This window comes from uncultured Pedobacter sp. (assembly GCF_913776295.1).
In the GTDB taxonomy this organism is placed as follows: domain Bacteria; phylum Bacteroidota; class Bacteroidia; order Sphingobacteriales; family Sphingobacteriaceae; genus Pedobacter.
Window position 1 is genome coordinate 31,456 of the sequence record NZ_CAJYOJ010000050.1, and the last position, 19,926, is coordinate 51,381.

Consider the following 19,926-nt stretch of genomic DNA (forward strand, 5'->3'; position numbering starts at 1 on the left):
ATGGGAAAAGTAACAGGATTTCAAGAATACGATAGAGTTGCACCCACTAGAGAAGCGGCTGCAACACGTGTAAAACACTACGGTGAATTTTTAAATAATTTACCTCCACAAGAATTAAATAATCAGGCTGCCCGTTGTATGGACTGCGGCGTGCCTTTCTGCCAATCAGGTTGCCCGCTGGGTAATGTGATACCAGAATTTAACGATGCTGTTTATCAGGGAAAATGGGAATTAGCAACCCATATTTTATTAAGCACCAATAATTTTCCGGAATTTACAGGTAGGATTTGTCCTGCACCATGCGAATCGGCTTGTGTGTTAGGCATTAACAGACCACCGGTTTCTATTGAGGAAATTGAAAAACACATCATCGAAATTGCTTTTGATAAAGGATATATCAAAGCTAAAGCACCATTAATCAGAACAGGTAAAAAAGTAGCTGTAATTGGTTCAGGTCCTGCCGGCTTAGCCGCTGCTGCCCAGTTAAATAAAGTTGGGCATGAGGTGACCATTTTCGAGCGTGATGATGCTCCAGGCGGTTTGTTAAGATATGGAATTCCTGATTTTAAACTACAGAAAAATGTAGTAGATCGCCGCGTTGATTTGATGAAAGAAGAAGGCATCATTTTTAAATGTAACGCCAATGTAGGCGAAAATGTAGAGATAGGCACTTTATTGCGCGATTTCAATGCAATTGTACTAGCCGGAGGGTCAACAATTCCGCGCGATTTACCAATTGATGGCCGCTCGGCTAAAGGTGTACATTTTGCAATGGACTTCTTAAAACAGCAGAATAAACGTGTAGCGGGAAGAACGGTAGGAGTAGAAGATATTATGGCTACCGGTAAAAATGTAATTGTAATAGGTGGTGGAGATACAGGGTCTGACTGTATTGGTACTTCAAACCGTCATGGCGCAAAATCAGTTACACAATTCGAGATTATGCCTATGCCACCTCAGGTACGCAATGAACATATGCCCTGGCCGAATTATCCCATGTTGTTAAAAAACACTTCATCACACGAGGAAGGCGCACAAAGAGCCTGGTCGGTTAATACCAAAAACTTTATTGCTGACGAAAAGGGAAATCTTAAAGCATTGAAAGTAGTTGATGTGGAATGGGAGATTGACGCGAACGGTCGTCCGGTTACCTTTAAAGAAGTAGCTGGTACTGAACGAGATTTACCATGCGAACTGGTGCTGTTGGCGATGGGATTTTTACACCCTCAAAAAGAAGGTTTAATTGAAAAATTAGGTGTAGAGTTAGATAACCGCGGAAACGTAAAGGCATCTGAACATACCTATCAAACCAACATTGCGAAGATTTTTGCAGCAGGTGATGTTCGCCGCGGACAATCATTAGTGGTTTGGGCTATTTCAGAAGGTAGAGAAGCTGCCCGCAAGGTAGACGAATACTTAATGGGAGCAACCAAACTGGCATCGAAGGATGCAGTAGCATATGCTTAAATAGGTTTAATAATTATATTTTGAGGTCGTGGTGCAAATCACGACCTTTTTTTGTTTTATACTATGGATCGCCATGCTGAATTATTTTACAAGTAGCGCTAGCGTTTTTAATTGTCTTATCTAGTCTTAGCGTCTCGCTAAGACCTATCACAATATGTATTATTTCTGCCACGGAAACACGGAAATCACGAAATAAATAATTTTAAAATGTGGTACTGGATAGATCCTGAAATAAATTCAGGATGACGATTCTTTAAAGGATAAAATACTTATCTAGTCTTAGCATCTCGCTAAGACCTTTCACAATATGTGTTATTTCTGCCACGGAAACACGGAAATCACGAAATAAATAATTTTAAATGTGGTACTGGATAGATCCTGAAATAAATTCAGGATGAAGATTATTGAAAGGATAAAATACTTATCTAGTCTTAGCATCTCGCAAAAATCTATCATAATATGTGTTATTTCTGCCACGGAAGCCTGGAAATCACGAAATAAATAATTTTAAAATGTGATTAGATAGATCCTGAAATAATTTCAGGATGACGATTGTTGAAAGGATAAAATAGCCGTCCTCAGTGAGGAGGGTTATTTCTACTGTTTAAAACAACTTCAATTGCTCATCTCTACGCGGCTTCTCTTTCCCAAAAATTGTTCTGCCACCATATTTCCAGCTTTCAGCGTGTTCTTTTTGAATTACTTTTTCAAAATCCATATTCGGTATAAAGTCTTTTTCAGCATTACGGGCAATTTGATGAAGTGACTTTATCGCCTGTTGTTTATCCGTATTGCCAATCTTCGCTTTATCAATTGCTTTTTGTAAAACATTTATTGTTTCATCATAAACATTTACAGGAACAGGGAAGGGATGACCGTCTTTGCCACCATGCGCGAAAGAATAACGCGCAGGATCAGTAAACCGGGAAGGTGTACCGTAAATCACCTCACTCACTAAAGCCATAGATTGTAGGGTTCTTGGTCCCATGCCTTCCAGTAATAACAATTCCTCAAAATCACTGGGTTGCTTTTCCTGTGCCAGCCACAATATGCTTCCTAAACGTTTTAAATCTATATCTTTTGCTTTTACATCATGATGATGAGGCAATACCAGTTTCTGTATCTCATTCAGCATCCTGTTAGGCGATTCAGCTGTAATGCTCATCATGCCTTGCCTTGTCTGTCTGGCATTTTTAGCCGTTAGATTCAGGATCTGACCTTGATTAATGCCACAGATCCCCGTATGCGGTTCTTCTACAAAGGATTTTAAATTTTCAGAATGCCAATGATATCTTCTCGCCATTCCGCTACTGTCGCTCATGCCTTGTTGCACCACTGCCCAATCGCCCTCATCGCTTAAAATAAAACTATGAAGATATAATTGAAATCCATCCTGGATGGCTGTATTGTCTACTTTAGCACTAAGTTTACTGGCACGGACCAAGTTTGAACCATTCAATCCGGTTTTGTCTGCAATTTTTAAAAGTTCATTTGGCGTTTCCCTACTGTACTTTCCTTTGCCTCCACAGATATAAATGCCCAACTCTTTTGATAAGGGATTTACCGATTTCTTTAAAGCGCCAATTACTGACGTTGTAATCCCTGAAGAATGCCAATCCATCCCCATCACCGCCCCCAAACTCTGAAACCAAAACGGGCTGCTTAATCGACGTATTACTTCAGCTTTACCATACTCTAAAAGTATAGCTTCTGTTATGGCAAGGCCAAGTTTGGCCATTCGTTGCGACAACCATGGTGGTACATGGCCATAATGCAAGGGTAAATCTGCGCTTCCTGATCTTTTCAATACTAACAAATTTAGCAATATTTTTCATTTAATTGAAATGTAGTTTGCATATCATTTAATTTTTAAACTGCTTATCTAAAAATTTAATCATCACGCTGGAAACTTCCTCGAACCAGGGATTAAATAACCAGAAGGGATGCGGTGTATCCGGAAATGTATGTACTTCTGAATAGATACCGAAAGGTTTAATTTTTGCAATGAGATCGTCCCTACCTGCATGAAATCGAGTTGTAGAACTATTGATGAATAATATTGGAACCGAGTTTTGACCTGCATGATTTAATGGTGAAGCATTGTGCCATACTGCTGGATTTTCTTTTAAATCTGCTCCAAGCCAAATTGCCGCCACAGATTTTTTGTTGGTATCCGTACTTACCTCAGCAGATTCAGGATGATCAAAAGCTAATATACCATCTACATCAATTACGGCTTGCACATTACTACTATGATTATTTATTTTTTCCTTTTCGAACTGAGGATCATAGTTAGTTGTGCCAACTAAAGCAGCCAATTGTCCGCCGGCGGAAAATCCGGCTACCGTAATTTTATTGGTATCTATATTAAATTGTGCTGCATTGGCTTTTATCCATCTAACGGTATTTTTCAAATCATAAACCGCCGCAGGGAATTGCGCGTGGGTAGATAAACGATAGTCAGTAGTAATGGCAACATAGCCATTTTGAGCCATTTTTTGAGCAAGTGGGATGTTCTGGGCACGATTGCCAGAACGCCAGCCACCTCCAAAAACAAACAAAACTGCGGGACGAAGTTTTTGAGGTTTCTTTGGAGAAATTACATCAAGAAATAAATCGCCTGTTGGATATCTGGCATAACAAATATTGCTTCTGGCTTTGAAATTACCCTTTTCCATTGGGTAGGCAATAGTAATGTAAGGGCGTTTCTTTTTTTCTTTAATATAAGTAGAGTATAAACTGAAAGATGTATCAGCGGCGATTTTTTGCGCCTGACTAACGGTAAAACAGCATATAAAAATTAAGGTTAGAAATTTCATTAAAGTAAATATATGGAATAGTTTAGCTGCTGATGTAGCCTTTGAACTTATATTTTGTTAAGTTTAAACTTTAATGTAGCACCAGATTAATGCGAAAATATTTACAACGTTTACTCAGCACCTGGATGATTCGCATGTCGAATAAGTTTGGTTCAAATCCCAACCGTAAACGCATCTACGAAGCATTAGATAAACTTTATAAAACTATCCACGATAGCCCGGGAAAACGTGGACCGATCTTCGAAGTTACCGATACAGATAAATTCATCATTTTATCAGATCAGCATAAGGGTGCCAGAGATCATGCCGATGATTTCAGTTTAGCTGAAAAAAATTACCTGAAGGCACTGGACTACTATCATCAACAGGATTTCCATTATATAAATTTGGGAGATAGCGAAGAGCTTTGGGAGAATCTACTCGAATCCGTGATTAAACACAACAAAGAAACATTCGAAACAGAAAAAGCCTTCATTGCTAAAAACCATTTCACTAAAATATTTGGCAACCATGATTTATACTGGGATAATGATCCTTTGGCCGGCTTTAATCTCAATAGGATTTACGAAACCCAGATCCGTATTTACGAAGGTGCCATACTTAGGATGCCTGCAAAAGACGGCCAAATTGATATTTTCTTAACACACGGACATCAGGGCGATTTGCAAAGTGATGGAAACTGGTTTAGCAAATGGTTTGTAAGTACCATTTGGGCACCGCTGCAATCTTACCTGCAAATTAATCCAAATACGCCAGCATATGACAATCAGCTTAAAACAGTCCACAATTCCCTCATGTACGATTGGGTAATCGCCAAAAACAATATTGCTTTAATTACAGGGCACACTCACCAGCCAGTTTTTGCATCGCTAACTCACCTGGAAAGAATTTATGCAAAACTAAACAAAGCAAAAAAAGAGAAAAATACCGGTGATATTACTTTCTTAAATAACGAGCTTCGTAAACGGATAAAGGAAGGAGACCAGGGCCCGGTTTTTGGCAAATACAAACCAGTTTACTTCAATAGCGGATGCTGTTGTTTTAGTGATGGCGATATTACGGGCATCGAAATTGCTGATGGATTGATAAGATTGATTAAATGGTCGTACCACACGAATATCATACCCGAAAGAATTGTGCTGGAAGAAATGAAAATCGACGATTTATTGGATACAAACCTATTTAATGGGTAGGGTTACATGAAAAGTAGCCCCCAAATTTTTTCCTTCACTTTCCGCCCATAACTTACCTTTATGGATCTCTACCAGTGCGTTGGCAGTAATCAGTCCTAATCCGTAGCTGTTTTCATAATTTGTGCTCACCGAAGTTAGCGAAGCAAATTTCAAGAAAACTTTTTCTAAGTCTTCATCAGTTAAACCTACTCCTTGGTCTTTTACTGATACAGTTAACTCATTGTCAGCTGTTTGAGACGTGATAAATATTTCATTTCCCATGGGAGAAAACTTGATCGCATTATCCATCAACTGAATAAAAACCATGGCAATTTTATCAGGGTCAGCAAAAACTTCAAGGGTTTCCTCAATGTTGATTGAAACGGTCTGATTTTTACGTTTGAGCGATAGTGTAAAATCTTTTTTTACCTTTTCCAGTATTTGTTTTAAATCAATCTTATCTTTTTGAGGTTTAAACGAAGTTGCCTCTTTCCGGGCGGCACTTAAAATACCATTCAGATTATCAATCATTTTTTTAGCCTGAGCATTAATCTTACCAGCAATTAAAGAAGCCTTTTCATTTATACCCGGAATTCGTTCCAGCAATTCAGATTGAAGTGTGATGGTGGTCATTGGGTTCTTGAGATCATGAACCAATACATGCAAACGATCATCATAAGCCCTTAAAGTTCTCCTGATAGCCATCCTCGACTCCACTTTTTCTACCACCATATCAGCTAAACGCTGCAGCATTCTCAATTGCCGATCTTCAGCCGATTTAGATTCAGTATCGGCAACGTAAATCAGGCCCAGGCGATATCCGTCAGGTGATGCGATCGGCTCTGAAGCAAAAAAAGCAAATTTATCCTTGTCCCGGTCTTGGATAATTTCCAGGGCAGATCCGCCAATCTCCGACTTTACGAAAAAACCACCATTAGCTTCAAAACAGATTCCCGCAAATGGTACGTCAAATATTTCGGAGGCAAGCTGCGAAATCTGATCAAAAGCGCTTTCTGGCGGAGTATTCAATATCTCATAATTACCCAGCTTTTTCAAACGCAGGGTTTCGTCTGAAGAGATATCAAGTTCTGCTTTTTCGTTTTGCATTTATTGAACAATTTAATGGAAAGATGAATTGTTAAAGGTAAAAATAATGTATAAACTATAAACAATTGAGCTATAATTTTCGTTATGATAAGGTTGGAGATAATAGAGCGGAAAGCATTAAAATTACCGTCAAAACTGTTAAATAATGAGATTATATATTGAACGTAAACCTGTTAAGGTAAATCCGGATACGAAGAGAGTTATTGCACGTTTTTTTTTTAATGGAGAAGAGAGAGCACTGGAAGTAATCAGGAAGGTTTTGGAGTTTTCAGATGACAAAGTATTTTCACTGATATCGCCCATACTACAGGAATATTCTAAAAGACACCGGAATATTACAAAAATCTTAACCCGCCATTGCAAAAAATTAAAAAAACAATTTACGGCCCTGGGTACATCCTTCGAAGATATTGATGAATACACCAGGTTGTTGATCGGTGCTTACTTTACTCATGAATATTCCATAGAGTCTGCTGCATTTTTCAACCCGAGTATCGTTGATGATCCTGATCAAACCGATTTGGTTGAAGGCGAAAAAAGGGTAATCATCAGCTTTAGGGCTGTAGGAGAGGGTCATATTTCGTCCATAGTGTTTAGACGTGCCTTAATTGATAAAAACAATAATATCCAGGTGTTACCGGTTGGAAATTATGTTGATGAGGCTGAGGTGGTGAAAAATGCCATTTATATCAAAAAATTATTCTTAAAAAAAGCGGCCTATGCACAGATTGATCCTGCTGTTCTGGAAGAAATAGAATCGAAACTTGATGATAAATTTGAATACACCAGTTTAAGCAATATCATTAAAGATTCAAAAAGTTTACACAAAGAAAATCCGTCCCGTTTAATCGAATACGACAAGGTTCTTTGGCTATCAGACACTTACCACACCATTACCTTTTCGAAAGATACCGATATCTCTGATCGTGTGATTTTCCCTATTTCTGAATTTGAACGTAAAGGGATCGAAGACGCACGTTTCGTTAAATTTATTAAAGATGATGGAAAAGTGCTTTACTACGCTACTTACACCGCTTTTGATGGCTCTCTAATTATTCCTAAACTCGTTCAAACAGAAGATTTTTATGAGTTTAAAGTAATTCCGCTTTACGGAGATGGTGCACAGAATAAAAACCTGGCATTGTTTCCACGAAAAATTAGAGGAAAGTATGTGATGATGAGCAGGATAGATGGGTGGAACAATTACCTGATGTTTTCTGATAAGGTAAATGTATGGGAAAACCCGGTGCTTTTAAAACAGCCCCGTTATGATTGGGAGCTGGTGCAGATCGGCAATTGTGGTTCTCCTATAGAAACCGAAAAAGGATGGCTGGTTATTACGCACGGTGTTGGCCCTATGCGAAGATATTGTATCGGGGTAAGTTTATTGGATCTGGAAGACCCTAGTATTGAAATTGGCCATTTGAAAGAACCTTTGATTATCCCGAATAACGATGAAAGGGAAGGTTATGTACCAAATGTGGTATACTCCTGTGGTTCAATTATCAGTAATGGAGAATTGATAATCCCTTATGGCCTATCCGATTACAGCTCATCATTCGCTACTGTAAACCTGGAATTGCTATTAAATAGGTTATTAGAAAATAATTAAATTTTACTACAATTTATTTGATGCTGCTGAACCCCGCTTCATCATTTTATGCACTAAGCCATCTCATACAAACATAAGTTGAGATGGCTCTTTATTTTATACTGCTAAGTTAACTTAAAAAAAAAGCTGATTCATTTATTGAACCAGCTATCGGTAATTCTAAGAAAGCTTTATTATTTAGCTAATCTTATCGGTTTCCATTAATGGTGAAGATAAAGTCTCGTATTCAACCTCTGCAGTCTTCAAAATAGCTAAATGGGAGATGAAATAAGCCAATGTACTTTCTGCACCCTGGTTTCTGTTTACACTATTAAACTGTAATCCATCCGCACAACCATGGGTTTCATAATCATATAAAGGAATATGAAGGCTGTTTTCTCCTAAAAACCATTTATAGCTCATATGCATCAAATTCAGATATTGATCGTCTTTGGTAATCGCAAAAGTTTTGGCATACAATAAAACCATGGCCATTGTCTCTATAGCCTGCTGATCGTAAATGGGATTTTTTCCATGTTTTTTCATCCATCCGGCATTACCAACCGGGTTTAGGTAACCATTTTCAAAAGAAAAACTATTTAAAAATTCAATACTTTCCATGGCGGTCTGATACGATTTTTTGTTCCCTGTAACTTCGTAATGATGCAGCAAAGCCAGCGGAAGAATGGCATTATCGTAAGTTAAAATATCTTCAAACCAATGCCACTCTCCATCTTTATTTTCACGATATGAAGCTACCAGCGAACTTGCCAGCATGTTAATCTCCTGAATAATCATTTCATCTCCAGGATGTGCATTTAGATAATACGATAAACCAATAATGGTATTTGCCTTTCCGCGTAAATATTTTAATTCTTTAAAGTGTTTTACAGAGTGAGAAAATAGCTCACGGCCGAATTCCCGGTAGGAATTATTAGGCGCGGCGGAAACCAAATAACCCAATGCCCAAATAGTCCTGCCAAAGGAATCTTCAGACCCCACTTCATCTAAATATTGCCTGTTAAAGCTTAAGAAATTTCTGAAATTTCCATCTTCAGTTTGCATGTATTGAATGAAACTCAGATATATTGGCATAAAAGCTAAAGCTCTTTTGTTTTTATCCTGCTCAACAGCCATTAAGGCCATAATTAATGCTCTTGCATTATCATCGATGCAATAGCCTTCTTTTAAATTTGGAATGCCGAAACGTGCATGCTGTATAATTCCTGTATCGTCAGTTAACAGCGCAATATGGTTTAAATTTAGGGCCGGCATCCCTTCTACATCGATAATAGGCGGAACCGGTCTTTCTGCTTTAACTTCTAGTGTTAATGCTTCATTTAATACATTAAGATAAATACTTCCAATGGCTGGCCAGCGAAGATTCAGTCCGTATTCGTAGGCGTTTTGTTTTAGTTTATAATATTTATCATTATCACTTAAAAGATCATTAACAATTGCTGCCAGTTTATGATGATCTTTGAAATCGAATAATTTACCTCTATTATCAGCCAATAGCTCCTGGGCGTGCCAGTATGGAGTAGAAATCACTGCAGCTCCAGCACCAATAGCGTATGATAATGTGCCGCTGGTGATCTGAGCTTCATTCAAATAAGGGGTAATGTATAAATGGCAGGCGGTTAAATATTGATGCAGTTCATCTTCCGAAACAAATTTGTTAACGAAAGCAATATTCTCTTCCACGCCCAAATCTTTGGCAAGCGCTTTCAAACTGTCACGATACTCTTCGCCATTATGTTTCACCACGCCGGGATGAGTATTGCCCAATATCATATATAAAACATCAGGATGTTCCGCTACGATAGATGGTAACGCCTGTATAACTGTTTCCAAACCCTTATTTCTGCTGATCAAGCCAAATGTAAAGAGTACTTTTTTGCCCTTGAACAATTCACTCTGTGCAATTTGACTGTTAACTACAGGCTCTAAATCCGGAACACCGTGTTCGATCAATTGAATAGAGCCCTTTGGAATCTGATAGATACTTGTTAAAAACATTACCGCTTTTTTACTCATCACTACCAATTTAGCCGTCTTAGCAGCAATCTCCTTGATAATGGTTTGCTGCATAAAATTTGGCTCTTTTAAAACCGTATGCAAAATCGTAATGAAAGGTTTTTTCAACCTGTTAATAAGAGAAAGCAAAAAAACGCCACTATTACCACCATATATGCCAAACTCATGTTCAATAATACAGGTATCTACATCACTGTTATTGATAAAATCAGCGGCCTCCAGATAATCTTGTTGATTTTGTTGCCGGATAACAAATTTTACTTCATTGGGGTACTGATGTTCATTCAAGTCATCCGACTCATTCATCGCAACTACAAAACTCTGGTTAGCATCGTAAGTGGGATTTAAACTCAAAGCATTAACTAAATTTTGGTTGAAGGTAGCTAAACCACACTCACGGGGCGGATAGGTAGAAATATAGGCTATTTTCATCTTTATAAATGTTTTCAATGGTAATTACACAATCGTGATCTCTTCATTCCCTTTATTACTTTGAAAAATCATTATGGTTTCACAAGTATTTCTATAAGGTTATGATCAAATAACAGTATAGAATCTAAATAGTTTGCTATTTAGCCGATTTATAGGTTACAAACCCAAAACAATAAGTTTTAGACACCTGTTAATAGGTAAATATTTAAATATTTAGCTATGAGATCAATATGGAAAGGTTCGATTGGATTTGGTTTGGTAAATATTCCGGTCAGGTTGTTTTCCGGTGTCCAGAATAGTAACCTGGACTTAGATATGCTTGACGAACGTGATCATGCCAAAATTAAATTTTTGAGGGTGAATGAAAATACGCACAAAGAGGTGCCTTATGAAAAAATAGTAAAAGGCTACTTTTTAAAAGACCGGTATATTATTTTGGATAAACATGATTTTGAAGAGGCTGCACCAGAAAAAACAAAGATTATTGAGCTGGAGAATTTTGTTGACATCAAGGATATCAATCCCATCTATTACGAAACTTCTTACTATACCGAACCCGAAAAACAGGGTAGGAAGGCCTATAGTTTATTATTAAAAGCATTACAAAAATCTGGTAAAGCCGGGGTAGCCCGGTTTGTGCTCAGGAACACAGAAAATCTTTGTGTTATCCATCCTATGGAAAATGTGATCGTCATCACAAAAATCAGGTTCGACCAGGAAATCAGGAGCTTGGCTGAAATTAATAAGGTTGATGATATCAGCATCACCAAAAAAGAAATGGATGTTGGATTGGCTTTGATTAAACAGTATAGCTCAAAATTTGACCTTAGCACTTTTAAAGATGATTACAGCAACGAGTTGTTGAAAATTATTAAGGCAAAGGCTAAAGGAAAGCGGGCCACCGTTAAAAAGATGAAACCTAAAAAAGCTTCAAGCGATGATTTATACGATCAACTGATGCAAAGTTTAGGTTCTAAAAAGGGAGCTTAATCTGCTGGCAGTTTGTAGTGATCAGTTTGCTGTTCAGCATATTTACATGCTTTATGCTTAACTCAATACAAAACCGCATTGAAGTGCAAACACCTCAATGCGGATAATTTTATTTAAAAGCAGCTTTCAACTGTTCAGCAGCATAGGCCTGGGCAGCTTTTGCCTCTGGTACAAGAAGCGACATGCCAAAGAATTCGTGTGTTACACCTTCATAATTTTTGGTGTCAACTTTTACACCAGCAGCTTTAAGCTGATCAGCAAGCATTACTCCATCATCATGCAGGGGATCTATTTCGGCTGTAATAATAGTTGTTGGAGGAAGTCCTTTTAAATTTGCATTAACCAATGATATTCTGGAGTCTTTCGCTTCTACCATACTATTCAGGTATTTCTCTGTAAACCAGCCCATCATGGCTTTGTTTAAAGGTTTGGCATTCGCATACATTTTATAAGATGCTGTATTCATATCTGCCTGGGCAATTGGATACACCAAAACTTCATGTACAGGAATCATAATATTTTTGTTTCTGGCCATAATAGAAACGTTTGCCGCTAAGTTTCCACCGGCACTTTCGCCAACAACAGCAATTTTAGCCGGATCTGCCTTTAAATCTACCGCATTTTTAATGGCCCATTCATAGGCGGCAAACGCATCATTGTGTGCTGTTGGAAATTTATGCTCTGGTGCTAAGCGGTAGGCCACAGACACTACAATTGCCCCAACTTGTTCAGCCAAAGCCTGGGCCGATGCATTATAAACATCTATATTGGCAATTACGAAACCACCACCATGGTAATAAACAATAAGCGGGTAAGGTCCATTACCGGCTTTGGGTGTATAAATACGTAAGTGTATCTTACCGCTGCCAGCGTCAATATCCTTGCCTACGGTATCAACCTTAGGCGATGGTACAGCAATATTGTTCTGTTTTGCTAAAGCCATTACCGCATCTGTTGGCGTATGGTTTTTACGCGCATCGGTGGCACTTAAAGTTTCTATAGGCTTATCCCCGTAACTGCTTAATTTTTCTATTACCGCCTGCATTTCAGGCTTTATTGTTTTGCCCCATTCAGGCGCAGGTCCGGTTGGTTTTACTGTTGCCATTGTTGTAGAATCAGTCATGGAAGAATCTGTACCTGCAGTATTTTTTGTTCCGCTGGTACAGGCTGAAAGCAGGATTGCGGTTCCACATGCCAGCATAATAGGTTTTAATAAATTGTTTTTCATAGGATCTTTTCTTATTTAAAATATTGAGTGATAACATCATCGGTTATAGAAGTGTTTTCGCGATCGCACAACTTCTCAGAATTTGTACAAATGGCAAACTTCTTGACAGATTAATATGTTCTTAATTAAACGAATAATTATGCTAACAGAAATTACGGGACTACCAGACCACATTTTTGGCGTAAGAGCCACCGGAGAAGTTACAAGTGATGATATAAAAAGTGTTTTAATAACTGGCTTAAAAAGAACGGCTGAACGGTTCAAAGAAATCAGGTATCTGTTGGTTTTAGAAACTGATATAAAGAATTTTACGGCTGGTGCATGGGTACAGGATGTTAAAGCAGGGTTACAAAATTTCAGTAAATGGAAAAAAATTGCGGTGGTAAGTGCTGAGAAAGGAGTGGAGTGGTTTACTGATGTATTTACCATAGCTACCCCTGGTCAATCAAAAGGCTTTAAACCAGAAGAAATAGAAGAGGCAAAAGTTTGGCTCAATAGCGAAGATTAAATATAAAAGATGAAAGATTCTAAAACGTCGGCAGAAAGTAGCAAGGCTACTGCACCGAAAAATGCAAAAGCTAAAGGTGCTGATGATCAGGTTACATCAGCCAAAGATGCAAAAAAAGTAGATACAACTAAAGACAAGTCAGGTAAACAAAAAAAGCAATAATAAGATACTGAAAATACCACGATGAAGATTGATACCGGTAATGTTGACCGTTTTTATGATAAGGCCTATGATTGGATAATTAATAAAGGGCCATCAATAATTTTAGGTGTAGTGTTGCTTATTTTAGGCTTGTGGCTCATTAAGCTATTAGCGAAATGGATGCAGGGGGGTATGCACCGTAAAGATATAAATCCATCATTACGCCCCTTTTTAACGAGCCTGATTATTATTACTTTAAGGATTTTGCTTGCGCTTACCGTAATGCAGGTTGTAGGCATACAGCTTACATTCTTAACGGTTCTTATTGGAGGTATCGGAGTTGCGGCAGGTTTAGCTTTATCCGGCACATTGCAGAATTTCGCAAGCGGCGTATTGATTTTGCTCCTAAAACCTTTTGTTGTAGGAGATAACATCATTGCGCAAGGACAGGAAGGAACGGTAGCCTCGATCCAAATATTTTATACGATTGTTAAAACATTTGACAACAGAACAGTAGTTATCCCCAATAGTAAACTATCCAACGAAGTGATCATCAATATCAGCAGGGAGGGTACCAGAAGACTGGATATAGAAATTAAATTCAGCTATGGAATTGATTACGAAAATGTAGTTTCCATTTTCAATAAAACAGTTGATGAATTCAGTGCCTGCTTAAAAACTCCTGAACGAAGGATTGGTGTATCATCTTTGGAAGATAACGGTTTCAAAATAAGTTTAAATATTTGGGTAAATGCACACGGATTTACCGATACTAAACTTTCTTTTCTCGAAGTATTGATGAAAAACCTAAAACTTGGAGGAATAAAATTACCAGGCATGCCTGAGTAAAAACTACTTTTTTAGCAAGGCATAAATCTTATCCATTAATTCGTCGATGTTAAAAGGCTTAGCCATAAAGTCGTCTGCTTCTATACCATCTAATGAATAGTTGCTGGCATTGTAACGGGCAGAAATCATCAAAACCGGAATATCTTTTGTAGCTTCTGCATTTTTAAGTTCTTTTAAAAGTTCCCTTCCATCAGTGTCAGGGAGCATAATATCCATAATAATTACATCTGGATTAAGTTTGAGAACATGGTTAATAAAATCCGCGCCTTTGTTTAAGCCATCAACATTAAAAGCTTCGCTTTCTAAAATAAGTGTTATAACATCCAGGATTGCATGGTTATCTTCGATTACCAAAATATTTTTCTTTGCCAAGTTTGAATGATTTTTTAAATTCAAACAAATATATAATAAAAAACAAATCTCAAAATCTGAATTTATCAAATTATAGACATTCTAAAATTAGGCTTTATATTTGTTAATTTGCGAGATTAAATATGCTGCAATATAATACACATGACTAAATTTTCTGTAGACCTAACCAATTGTGATCAAGAGCCTATTCATATACCGGGCAAAATTCAGTCGCATGGTTTTCTAGTAGCTGTAGATAAAAACAGCTCAACCATTTCCTATATCAGTGAAAATACAGGAGATTTTTTAAAAGAACAGGCCAGAAGCTTATTAAATAAACCACTCTCAACACTAAATAATTTAATTAAACAACCAGATTCTGCTCTCTATATTGAAGATTTGCTAAAGCTTGGTATCATCCGTAAAAGTTTCGATACCATGAGTCCACATCCACTTGAAATAAACGGTAGTCCATTTTACCTTATTATTTCTTCATCAAAAAACGATTGGTTGTTAGAATTCGAACCCGTAACACTGCAGTTTGATATTCAAAGTTCCATAGGCCGTTCAGCATCGTCTATGCTTCAGGGAAAAAACATTTCATCATTGTTAAAGGGTGCAGCCAAAGAGGTAAAAAGGCTGATCAATTACGACCGTATCATGGTTTACAAATTCTTAGAAGATGGCCATGGCGAAGTTGTAGCAGAAGAAAAGGAAGCAGATTTAGAGGCCTTTTTTGGGTTACACTATCCTGCATCCGATATTCCAAAGCAGGCCAGAGAACTTTACAAACTCAACCTGACCAGATTAATTGCAGATGTAAACATAGCCGATTCGAAGGTAATCACCTACAAGGAGAATGAAGCGCTTGATTTAACAAACGGAGGCTTACGTGCCGTATCGCCCATCCATATTCAATATTTAAAAAATATGGGTGTCCACTCCAGTTTTAGTATCTCCCTAATTGCTCATGGTGAGCTCTGGGGATTGATTGCCTGCCATAATTATAGCCCTAAGTTTATAGATTATAAAGCAAGAGAAGGCGCTAAATTAATCGGACAGATTCTTTCATCAGCACTTGAATATCGCCAGGAAGAAGAAGATGCTAGGGTTATTGAACAATTTAAAAGCACGGCAACTCTACTGTCTGAACATTTAAACCGTGATAAATACTTAATACAGGCAATAACCACCCACAAACGAACTATCCTGAATGCAACCGGCGCAACCGGAGTAGCTGTCATTTTTGAAAACGAACTCAAAACTATTGGAGAGGTACCATCTGAAGAAGATATATGGCAACTTGCCGAATGGTTGAAGGAAAATAATGATGAGTCAGTTTACTATACCCATCGATTGCCTGAAATCTATTCTCCGGCCAAAAAATATAAAACAATCGCTTCGGGAATTCTTTCTTGTGTGATCAATAAAGAAATGGGCGAAATGATCATCTGGTTTAAACCCGAAATGATTACCAAAGTAAACTGGGCCGGAAATCCCGATAAACCGGCAGTTTCATCTGAAAATGGGTTGATGACCCTATCACCACGTAAATCTTTCGAAATCTGGTCGGAAGTAGTTAATAACACGTCTGAAAAATGGATGGCCGAAGAAATTGCCTCCGTATTAAGGATTCGGGAAATTATCATCACCGATATTAATAAAAAAGCAAACGAAATCAGATTGCTAAATGAAAAACTTCAGGCCGCTTATGATGAACTGGATACGTTTAGCTACACTATATCGCATGATTTAAGAACACCACTTACCTCGATTAAAACCTACGCAGAGCTGATGGCTAAAAACAAAAGCATAGATGAGGGCGGTAAAAAAATGTTAAACAGGATTTTGGTAGGTGCCGATAAAATGAACTTGTTGATTAAGGAGATTTTAAATTTAGCAAGAGTTGGCCGTTCTGAAATTAATTTTGAAACAGTTGATATAGCTTCCTTATTAAAAGAGATCACCACAGAAATATGGGCAGCATATAAAGCAGATCATATTACGCTGATTTTAGGACAACTTCCCAATGTCAAGGGAGATAAAATTATGATTACTCAGGTGTTTACCAACCTGATCGGAAATGCTGTAAAATATTCGGCAATGGTTAACAAACCCAAGGTTGAAGTTTCTGCGTATATAGAAGGAGGAGAAATTATCTATTCGGTTAAAGATAATGGTATAGGAATTGATAACCGTTATTACGACAGAGTATTTGAGCTATTTAAGCGTATGGATAATGTGAAGGACATTGAAGGATCCGGAGTGGGACTTGCTATCGTAAAAAGGATTGTAGAGAAACATCATGGTAGAGTTTGGTTTGAAAGTAAGTTAAATACAGGATCGACTTTTTTCGTCGCTTTTAAAAATAGATAAATGAAAACACCAGATATATTTTACGTTGAGGACGACATTGACTATGCATTTTTTATGCAGAGCGCTGTAACGGAGGTTAAGGATAACCTTAATCTGGCCATAGTTGAAGATGGGGTAGAAGCATTGAAAAAACTTCAGCATTTTGCAGAAAGCAAAACTAAACCAAAATTAATCTTGCTAGACTTGAATTTACCTGGCTTATCTGGCCTGGATTTATTAAAATTTATACGGGATATCCCTTATTTAAAAACAATACCTGTAATCTTGTTCTCTACTTCGGATAATCCTGAAGATGTAAAAGCATCTATAGAGTTTGGCGCCAATGCTTACCTCACCAAGCCCGATGGCTACGAGAACCTGCTTAAATGTATACATTCCGTACACGATTTTTGGTTTAACCAACATTTGAGATTAAATTAAAATTTGATAAAAATACAGATAGACCCGGCTTCAAACACTAAAACCTTTTCCACCTGATCAAGTATTTTGAACAAATTGCGTGAGTGATCTCATTTTATCATAAAATTGCAACAAATTGCGTTGCAGTTGACGCCAAGGCATTTTTTGATTGTGAAAATGTGCAAAACTTCTTGTAAATAAATATTTGCTTTCTGTTGTTAATTCGAGGTAAATATGTATTATTGAAAAAAATAAATTTTTTAAACCTTTAAAACATCAATTAGCGATGGAAAAATTCTCAAAAGTTAAAGCTGCTGTTGCTGCTATTGAAGCAGATGTAGAAAAATTTTATAACGCTGGCAACGCAGCTGCTGGTACTCGTGTGCGTAAAGCAATGCAAGATCTTAAAGTTTTAGCACAAGAAATCCGTGCAGAAGTAACTGAAAAGAAAAACTCTGGAAAATAATATTTCGCGAGTATGAAACAAAAAGGGTTCTGGTATGCCGGAGCCCTTTTTGCGTTTGTAAAAGATTTTTCTTTTGAGGTTTAAAACGAGAGTACGATAGCCAAGCGTAATAAGCTTCCGAAACGTCATCCTTAATTTATTCCACTATCTTTTTGACTACATCGCGATATCCGTTCCGCACGAAATGACTACCGCTTGTTATTAAACCTCATACGTCTGCGGCACACAAAAGCCACTAAAATGATAAAGCTCCCCATCGCGGGGAGCATCTATCCAACTAACAAAACATATTTTTGATGAGCGACTGTCGTTGCTCAGAATTAATCCTTTCCTAATCACCGTAATTTAGCCGTTCATCGCGGTAATGCAGCGCTGATTTCTAGGCTGAGGACTGGTTGATAATGGCCATATCCTCTGACTGTTGAACCGATAACGCTATAATTTTCCTCGAGTAATCGAAATCATTGATACAAATATACTTAATTTATTTAGACTAATTATAAATAATATAAAATTGATAAATAAGTACCTTTCAGATCATTGTAAATAAACAACAAACACTTTCGAACGGACTGAAATGACAATCGGAATTAGATTTTCGAAATGGTAACACAGAGAAATGGATTGGTGAGTAAACGTAGCCTGAAGATTTCAAAATGATATAAAGATGTTGAAGAGAGGGCTAGCAAATTAGATAAGAGATCAGGTATACGATGTTCGGCTAGATCAGAAAGGAAAAAGTATACTATCTTTCATCCAAAGAAAAGCGTAAACGAAGTTTCCTTTTTGATGGGCTATAAAAATCCGCAACATTTATTCCTGCTTAAAACAGGTAATACCAGAATTTGCCGGGAAGTTTAAATAAAAGTTAAAAACGCAACACAAACGTTTATTTATTCATTTTGGCTATTTATAATCAGATCGGCATCTACAATCGTATGGTAGTAGGCCTGGTTTTCAGCTTTGGGATGTTGAATAAGATCCAATAATATATTCACAGCCTTCTGTCCCTGGAGATACGGATATTGCTCTACCGAGGCTACCGGCGGGTGATCTAAATAACTGATAATAGGTAGATTCGCATAACTCAATATATCAAAACTATTAATTACATTTAGTTTTTTGAAGTATTTAATCAGAAAAAGCGCTACATAATCATTAAAAGCAACAATTGCCGTTGGTTTTCTTTTATGGTTTAAAAACATTTCGGCAGCAGATAAGGTACCCTGTTCGGTTAAATCGCAATTGATCACCAGTGAAGGGTCAAATTTTAAACGGTTAAAAGTAATCGCCTGTTTATAGCCTTCCTTACGCTCCTCACTCGCATACAAAGTTTTGGGTCCGTTAATCATCCCGATACTTCGGTGTCCTTTTCTTATTAGATGGTTCACGGCTTTAACCGTTGCACTTTCCAGGCTGCAGGCAACATAATGTACGTTCCTAACCGGTGGAATCCGATCAAAAAATACAACCGGTATGTTAAACGAATTTAGTTTTTCAAAATGATCAAATTTAAAGGTGTCTTTACTGATGGATACCAATAAACCATCCACACGCTGATTTTTCATTTTCTCAACAAGCTTTATTTCCTGCTCATAACAATCGTGAGATTGGGCAAAAATTACCGTATAATTTTTCTTGATGGCCTCATCTTCAATTGCGGAAATAGCGATGGAAAAAAAGTATTCTGATAGCTCCGGTAAAATTACGCCGATAGTATATGTTTTTCCCTTTTGAAAAAGAATAGCAGCCTTATTAGGCTCATAATTTAGCGACTTCGCCAGCTGCTTAATTTTCTCCCTTGTAATTGCCCCAATGCTTGGATGATCGTGCAGTCCTCTTGAAACACTGGATGGAGAAATGTTTAAGATTCTGGCTATTTCTTTGATGGTTGTTGGTTTCGACTGCATGATGCCTGCTAAACTACTACATTAAATTGCTTCAATACCTAATAATACAAAATTAATCAAAGGTTTGTACTGTTTTACTCAAT

General features: G+C 37.4%; 17 protein-coding genes. 10 read left to right on the forward strand and 7 right to left on the reverse strand.

Features of this window, described 5'->3' with window-relative positions:
- Positions 1-1,467 carry a glutamate synthase subunit beta gene (locus QZ738_RS10225; RefSeq protein WP_293787162.1) on the forward strand — a complete coding sequence of 489 codons (1,467 nt, stop codon included), beginning with the start codon at positions 1-3 and terminating at the stop codon, positions 1,465-1,467.
- Between the two features lie 604 nt (positions 1,468-2,071).
- On the opposite strand, the gene QZ738_RS10230 is transcribed toward QZ738_RS10225, so the two are convergent.
- Complete coding sequence (locus QZ738_RS10230; protein ID WP_293787164.1) at positions 2,072-3,274, reverse strand: DUF763 domain-containing protein; 1,203 nt, start codon at positions 3,272-3,274, stop codon at positions 2,072-2,074.
- A 55-nt stretch (positions 3,275-3,329) separates the two neighbouring features.
- The gene (locus QZ738_RS10235; RefSeq protein ID WP_293787166.1) at positions 3,330-4,286 is read right to left on the reverse strand and encodes an alpha/beta hydrolase; all 957 of its coding nucleotides are present in this window, start codon (positions 4,284-4,286) and stop codon (positions 3,330-3,332) included.
- Positions 4,287-4,375: 89 nt separating this feature from the next.
- Between QZ738_RS10235 and QZ738_RS10240 the strand changes: the two genes are divergently transcribed.
- Positions 4,376-5,479, forward strand: coding sequence for a metallophosphoesterase (locus QZ738_RS10240; protein WP_293787168.1), 1,104 nt, complete (start codon positions 4,376-4,378; stop codon positions 5,477-5,479).
- Here the strand turns inward: QZ738_RS10240 and QZ738_RS10245 are convergent.
- A complete protein-coding gene (locus QZ738_RS10245) occupies positions 5,465-6,565 on the reverse strand; it encodes a sensor histidine kinase KdpD (RefSeq protein ID WP_293787170.1) in 1,101 nt (366 codons plus the stop codon). The two genes, QZ738_RS10240 and QZ738_RS10245, sit on opposite strands and share 15 nt — an antisense overlap.
- A gap of 145 nt (positions 6,566-6,710) precedes the next feature.
- Here QZ738_RS10245 and QZ738_RS10250 point away from each other — a divergent pair, with 145 nt between their 5' ends.
- A complete protein-coding gene (locus tag QZ738_RS10250) occupies positions 6,711-8,177 on the forward strand; it encodes a glycoside hydrolase family 130 protein (protein WP_293787172.1) in 1,467 nt (488 codons plus the stop codon).
- A 177-nt stretch (positions 8,178-8,354) separates the two neighbouring features.
- Here the strand turns inward: QZ738_RS10250 and QZ738_RS10255 are convergent, their stop codons facing one another.
- The gene (locus QZ738_RS10255; RefSeq protein WP_293787174.1) at positions 8,355-10,625 is read right to left on the reverse strand and encodes a glycosyltransferase; all 2,271 of its coding nucleotides are present in this window, start codon (positions 10,623-10,625) and stop codon (positions 8,355-8,357) included.
- A 219-nt stretch (positions 10,626-10,844) separates the two neighbouring features.
- Here QZ738_RS10255 and QZ738_RS10260 point away from each other — a divergent pair, with 219 nt between their 5' ends.
- A complete protein-coding gene (locus QZ738_RS10260; RefSeq protein ID WP_293787176.1) occupies positions 10,845-11,615 on the forward strand; it encodes a Ku protein in 771 nt (256 codons plus the stop codon).
- 109 nt (positions 11,616-11,724) lie between these two features.
- On the opposite strand, the gene QZ738_RS10265 is transcribed toward QZ738_RS10260, so the two are convergent.
- Complete coding sequence (locus QZ738_RS10265) at positions 11,725-12,843, reverse strand: alpha/beta hydrolase (RefSeq protein WP_293787178.1); 1,119 nt, start codon at positions 12,841-12,843, stop codon at positions 11,725-11,727.
- Between the two features lie 139 nt (positions 12,844-12,982).
- Between QZ738_RS10265 and QZ738_RS10270 the strand changes: the two genes are divergently transcribed.
- From QZ738_RS10270 to QZ738_RS10280, 3 genes are read left to right on the forward strand one after another with little or no spacing between them, the layout of a single operon-like run.
- Positions 12,983-13,351 (forward strand): STAS/SEC14 domain-containing protein, encoded by a 369-nt coding sequence (locus tag QZ738_RS10270; RefSeq protein ID WP_293787180.1) that lies wholly within the window; start codon positions 12,983-12,985, stop codon positions 13,349-13,351.
- A gap of 9 nt (positions 13,352-13,360) precedes the next feature.
- Positions 13,361-13,513 (forward strand): hypothetical protein, encoded by a 153-nt coding sequence (locus QZ738_RS10275; protein WP_293787182.1) that lies wholly within the window; start codon positions 13,361-13,363, stop codon positions 13,511-13,513.
- A 21-nt stretch (positions 13,514-13,534) separates the two neighbouring features.
- The gene (locus QZ738_RS10280; protein WP_293787184.1) at positions 13,535-14,341 is read left to right on the forward strand and encodes a mechanosensitive ion channel family protein; all 807 of its coding nucleotides are present in this window, start codon (positions 13,535-13,537) and stop codon (positions 14,339-14,341) included.
- Between the two features lie 3 nt (positions 14,342-14,344).
- On the opposite strand, the gene QZ738_RS10285 is transcribed toward QZ738_RS10280, so the two are convergent.
- Positions 14,345-14,713, reverse strand: a complete 369-nt coding sequence (locus QZ738_RS10285; RefSeq protein ID WP_293787186.1) for a response regulator transcription factor — start codon at positions 14,711-14,713, stop codon at positions 14,345-14,347.
- A gap of 141 nt (positions 14,714-14,854) precedes the next feature.
- Here QZ738_RS10285 and QZ738_RS10290 point away from each other — a divergent pair, with 141 nt between their 5' ends.
- The 3 genes from QZ738_RS10290 (at position 14,855) to QZ738_RS10300 (ending at position 17,933) form a co-directional block, all read left to right on the forward strand.
- Positions 14,855-17,068 carry an ATP-binding protein gene (locus tag QZ738_RS10290; RefSeq protein ID WP_293787188.1) on the forward strand — a complete coding sequence of 738 codons (2,214 nt, stop codon included), beginning with the start codon at positions 14,855-14,857 and terminating at the stop codon, positions 17,066-17,068.
- Entirely contained in the window at positions 17,069-17,488 is a 420-nt protein-coding gene (locus QZ738_RS10295; protein ID WP_293787190.1) for a response regulator, read from the forward strand.
- A 265-nt stretch (positions 17,489-17,753) separates the two neighbouring features.
- Positions 17,754-17,933, forward strand: coding sequence for a hypothetical protein (locus QZ738_RS10300; protein ID WP_056096518.1), 180 nt, complete (start codon positions 17,754-17,756; stop codon positions 17,931-17,933).
- A gap of 893 nt (positions 17,934-18,826) precedes the next feature.
- Here QZ738_RS10300 and QZ738_RS10305 read toward each other — a convergent pair.
- On the reverse strand, positions 18,827-19,843 hold the full coding sequence (locus QZ738_RS10305; protein WP_293787192.1) for a LacI family DNA-binding transcriptional regulator: 1,017 nt from the start codon (positions 19,841-19,843) through the stop codon (positions 18,827-18,829).
- Between the last annotated feature and the right edge of the window lie 83 nt (positions 19,844-19,926).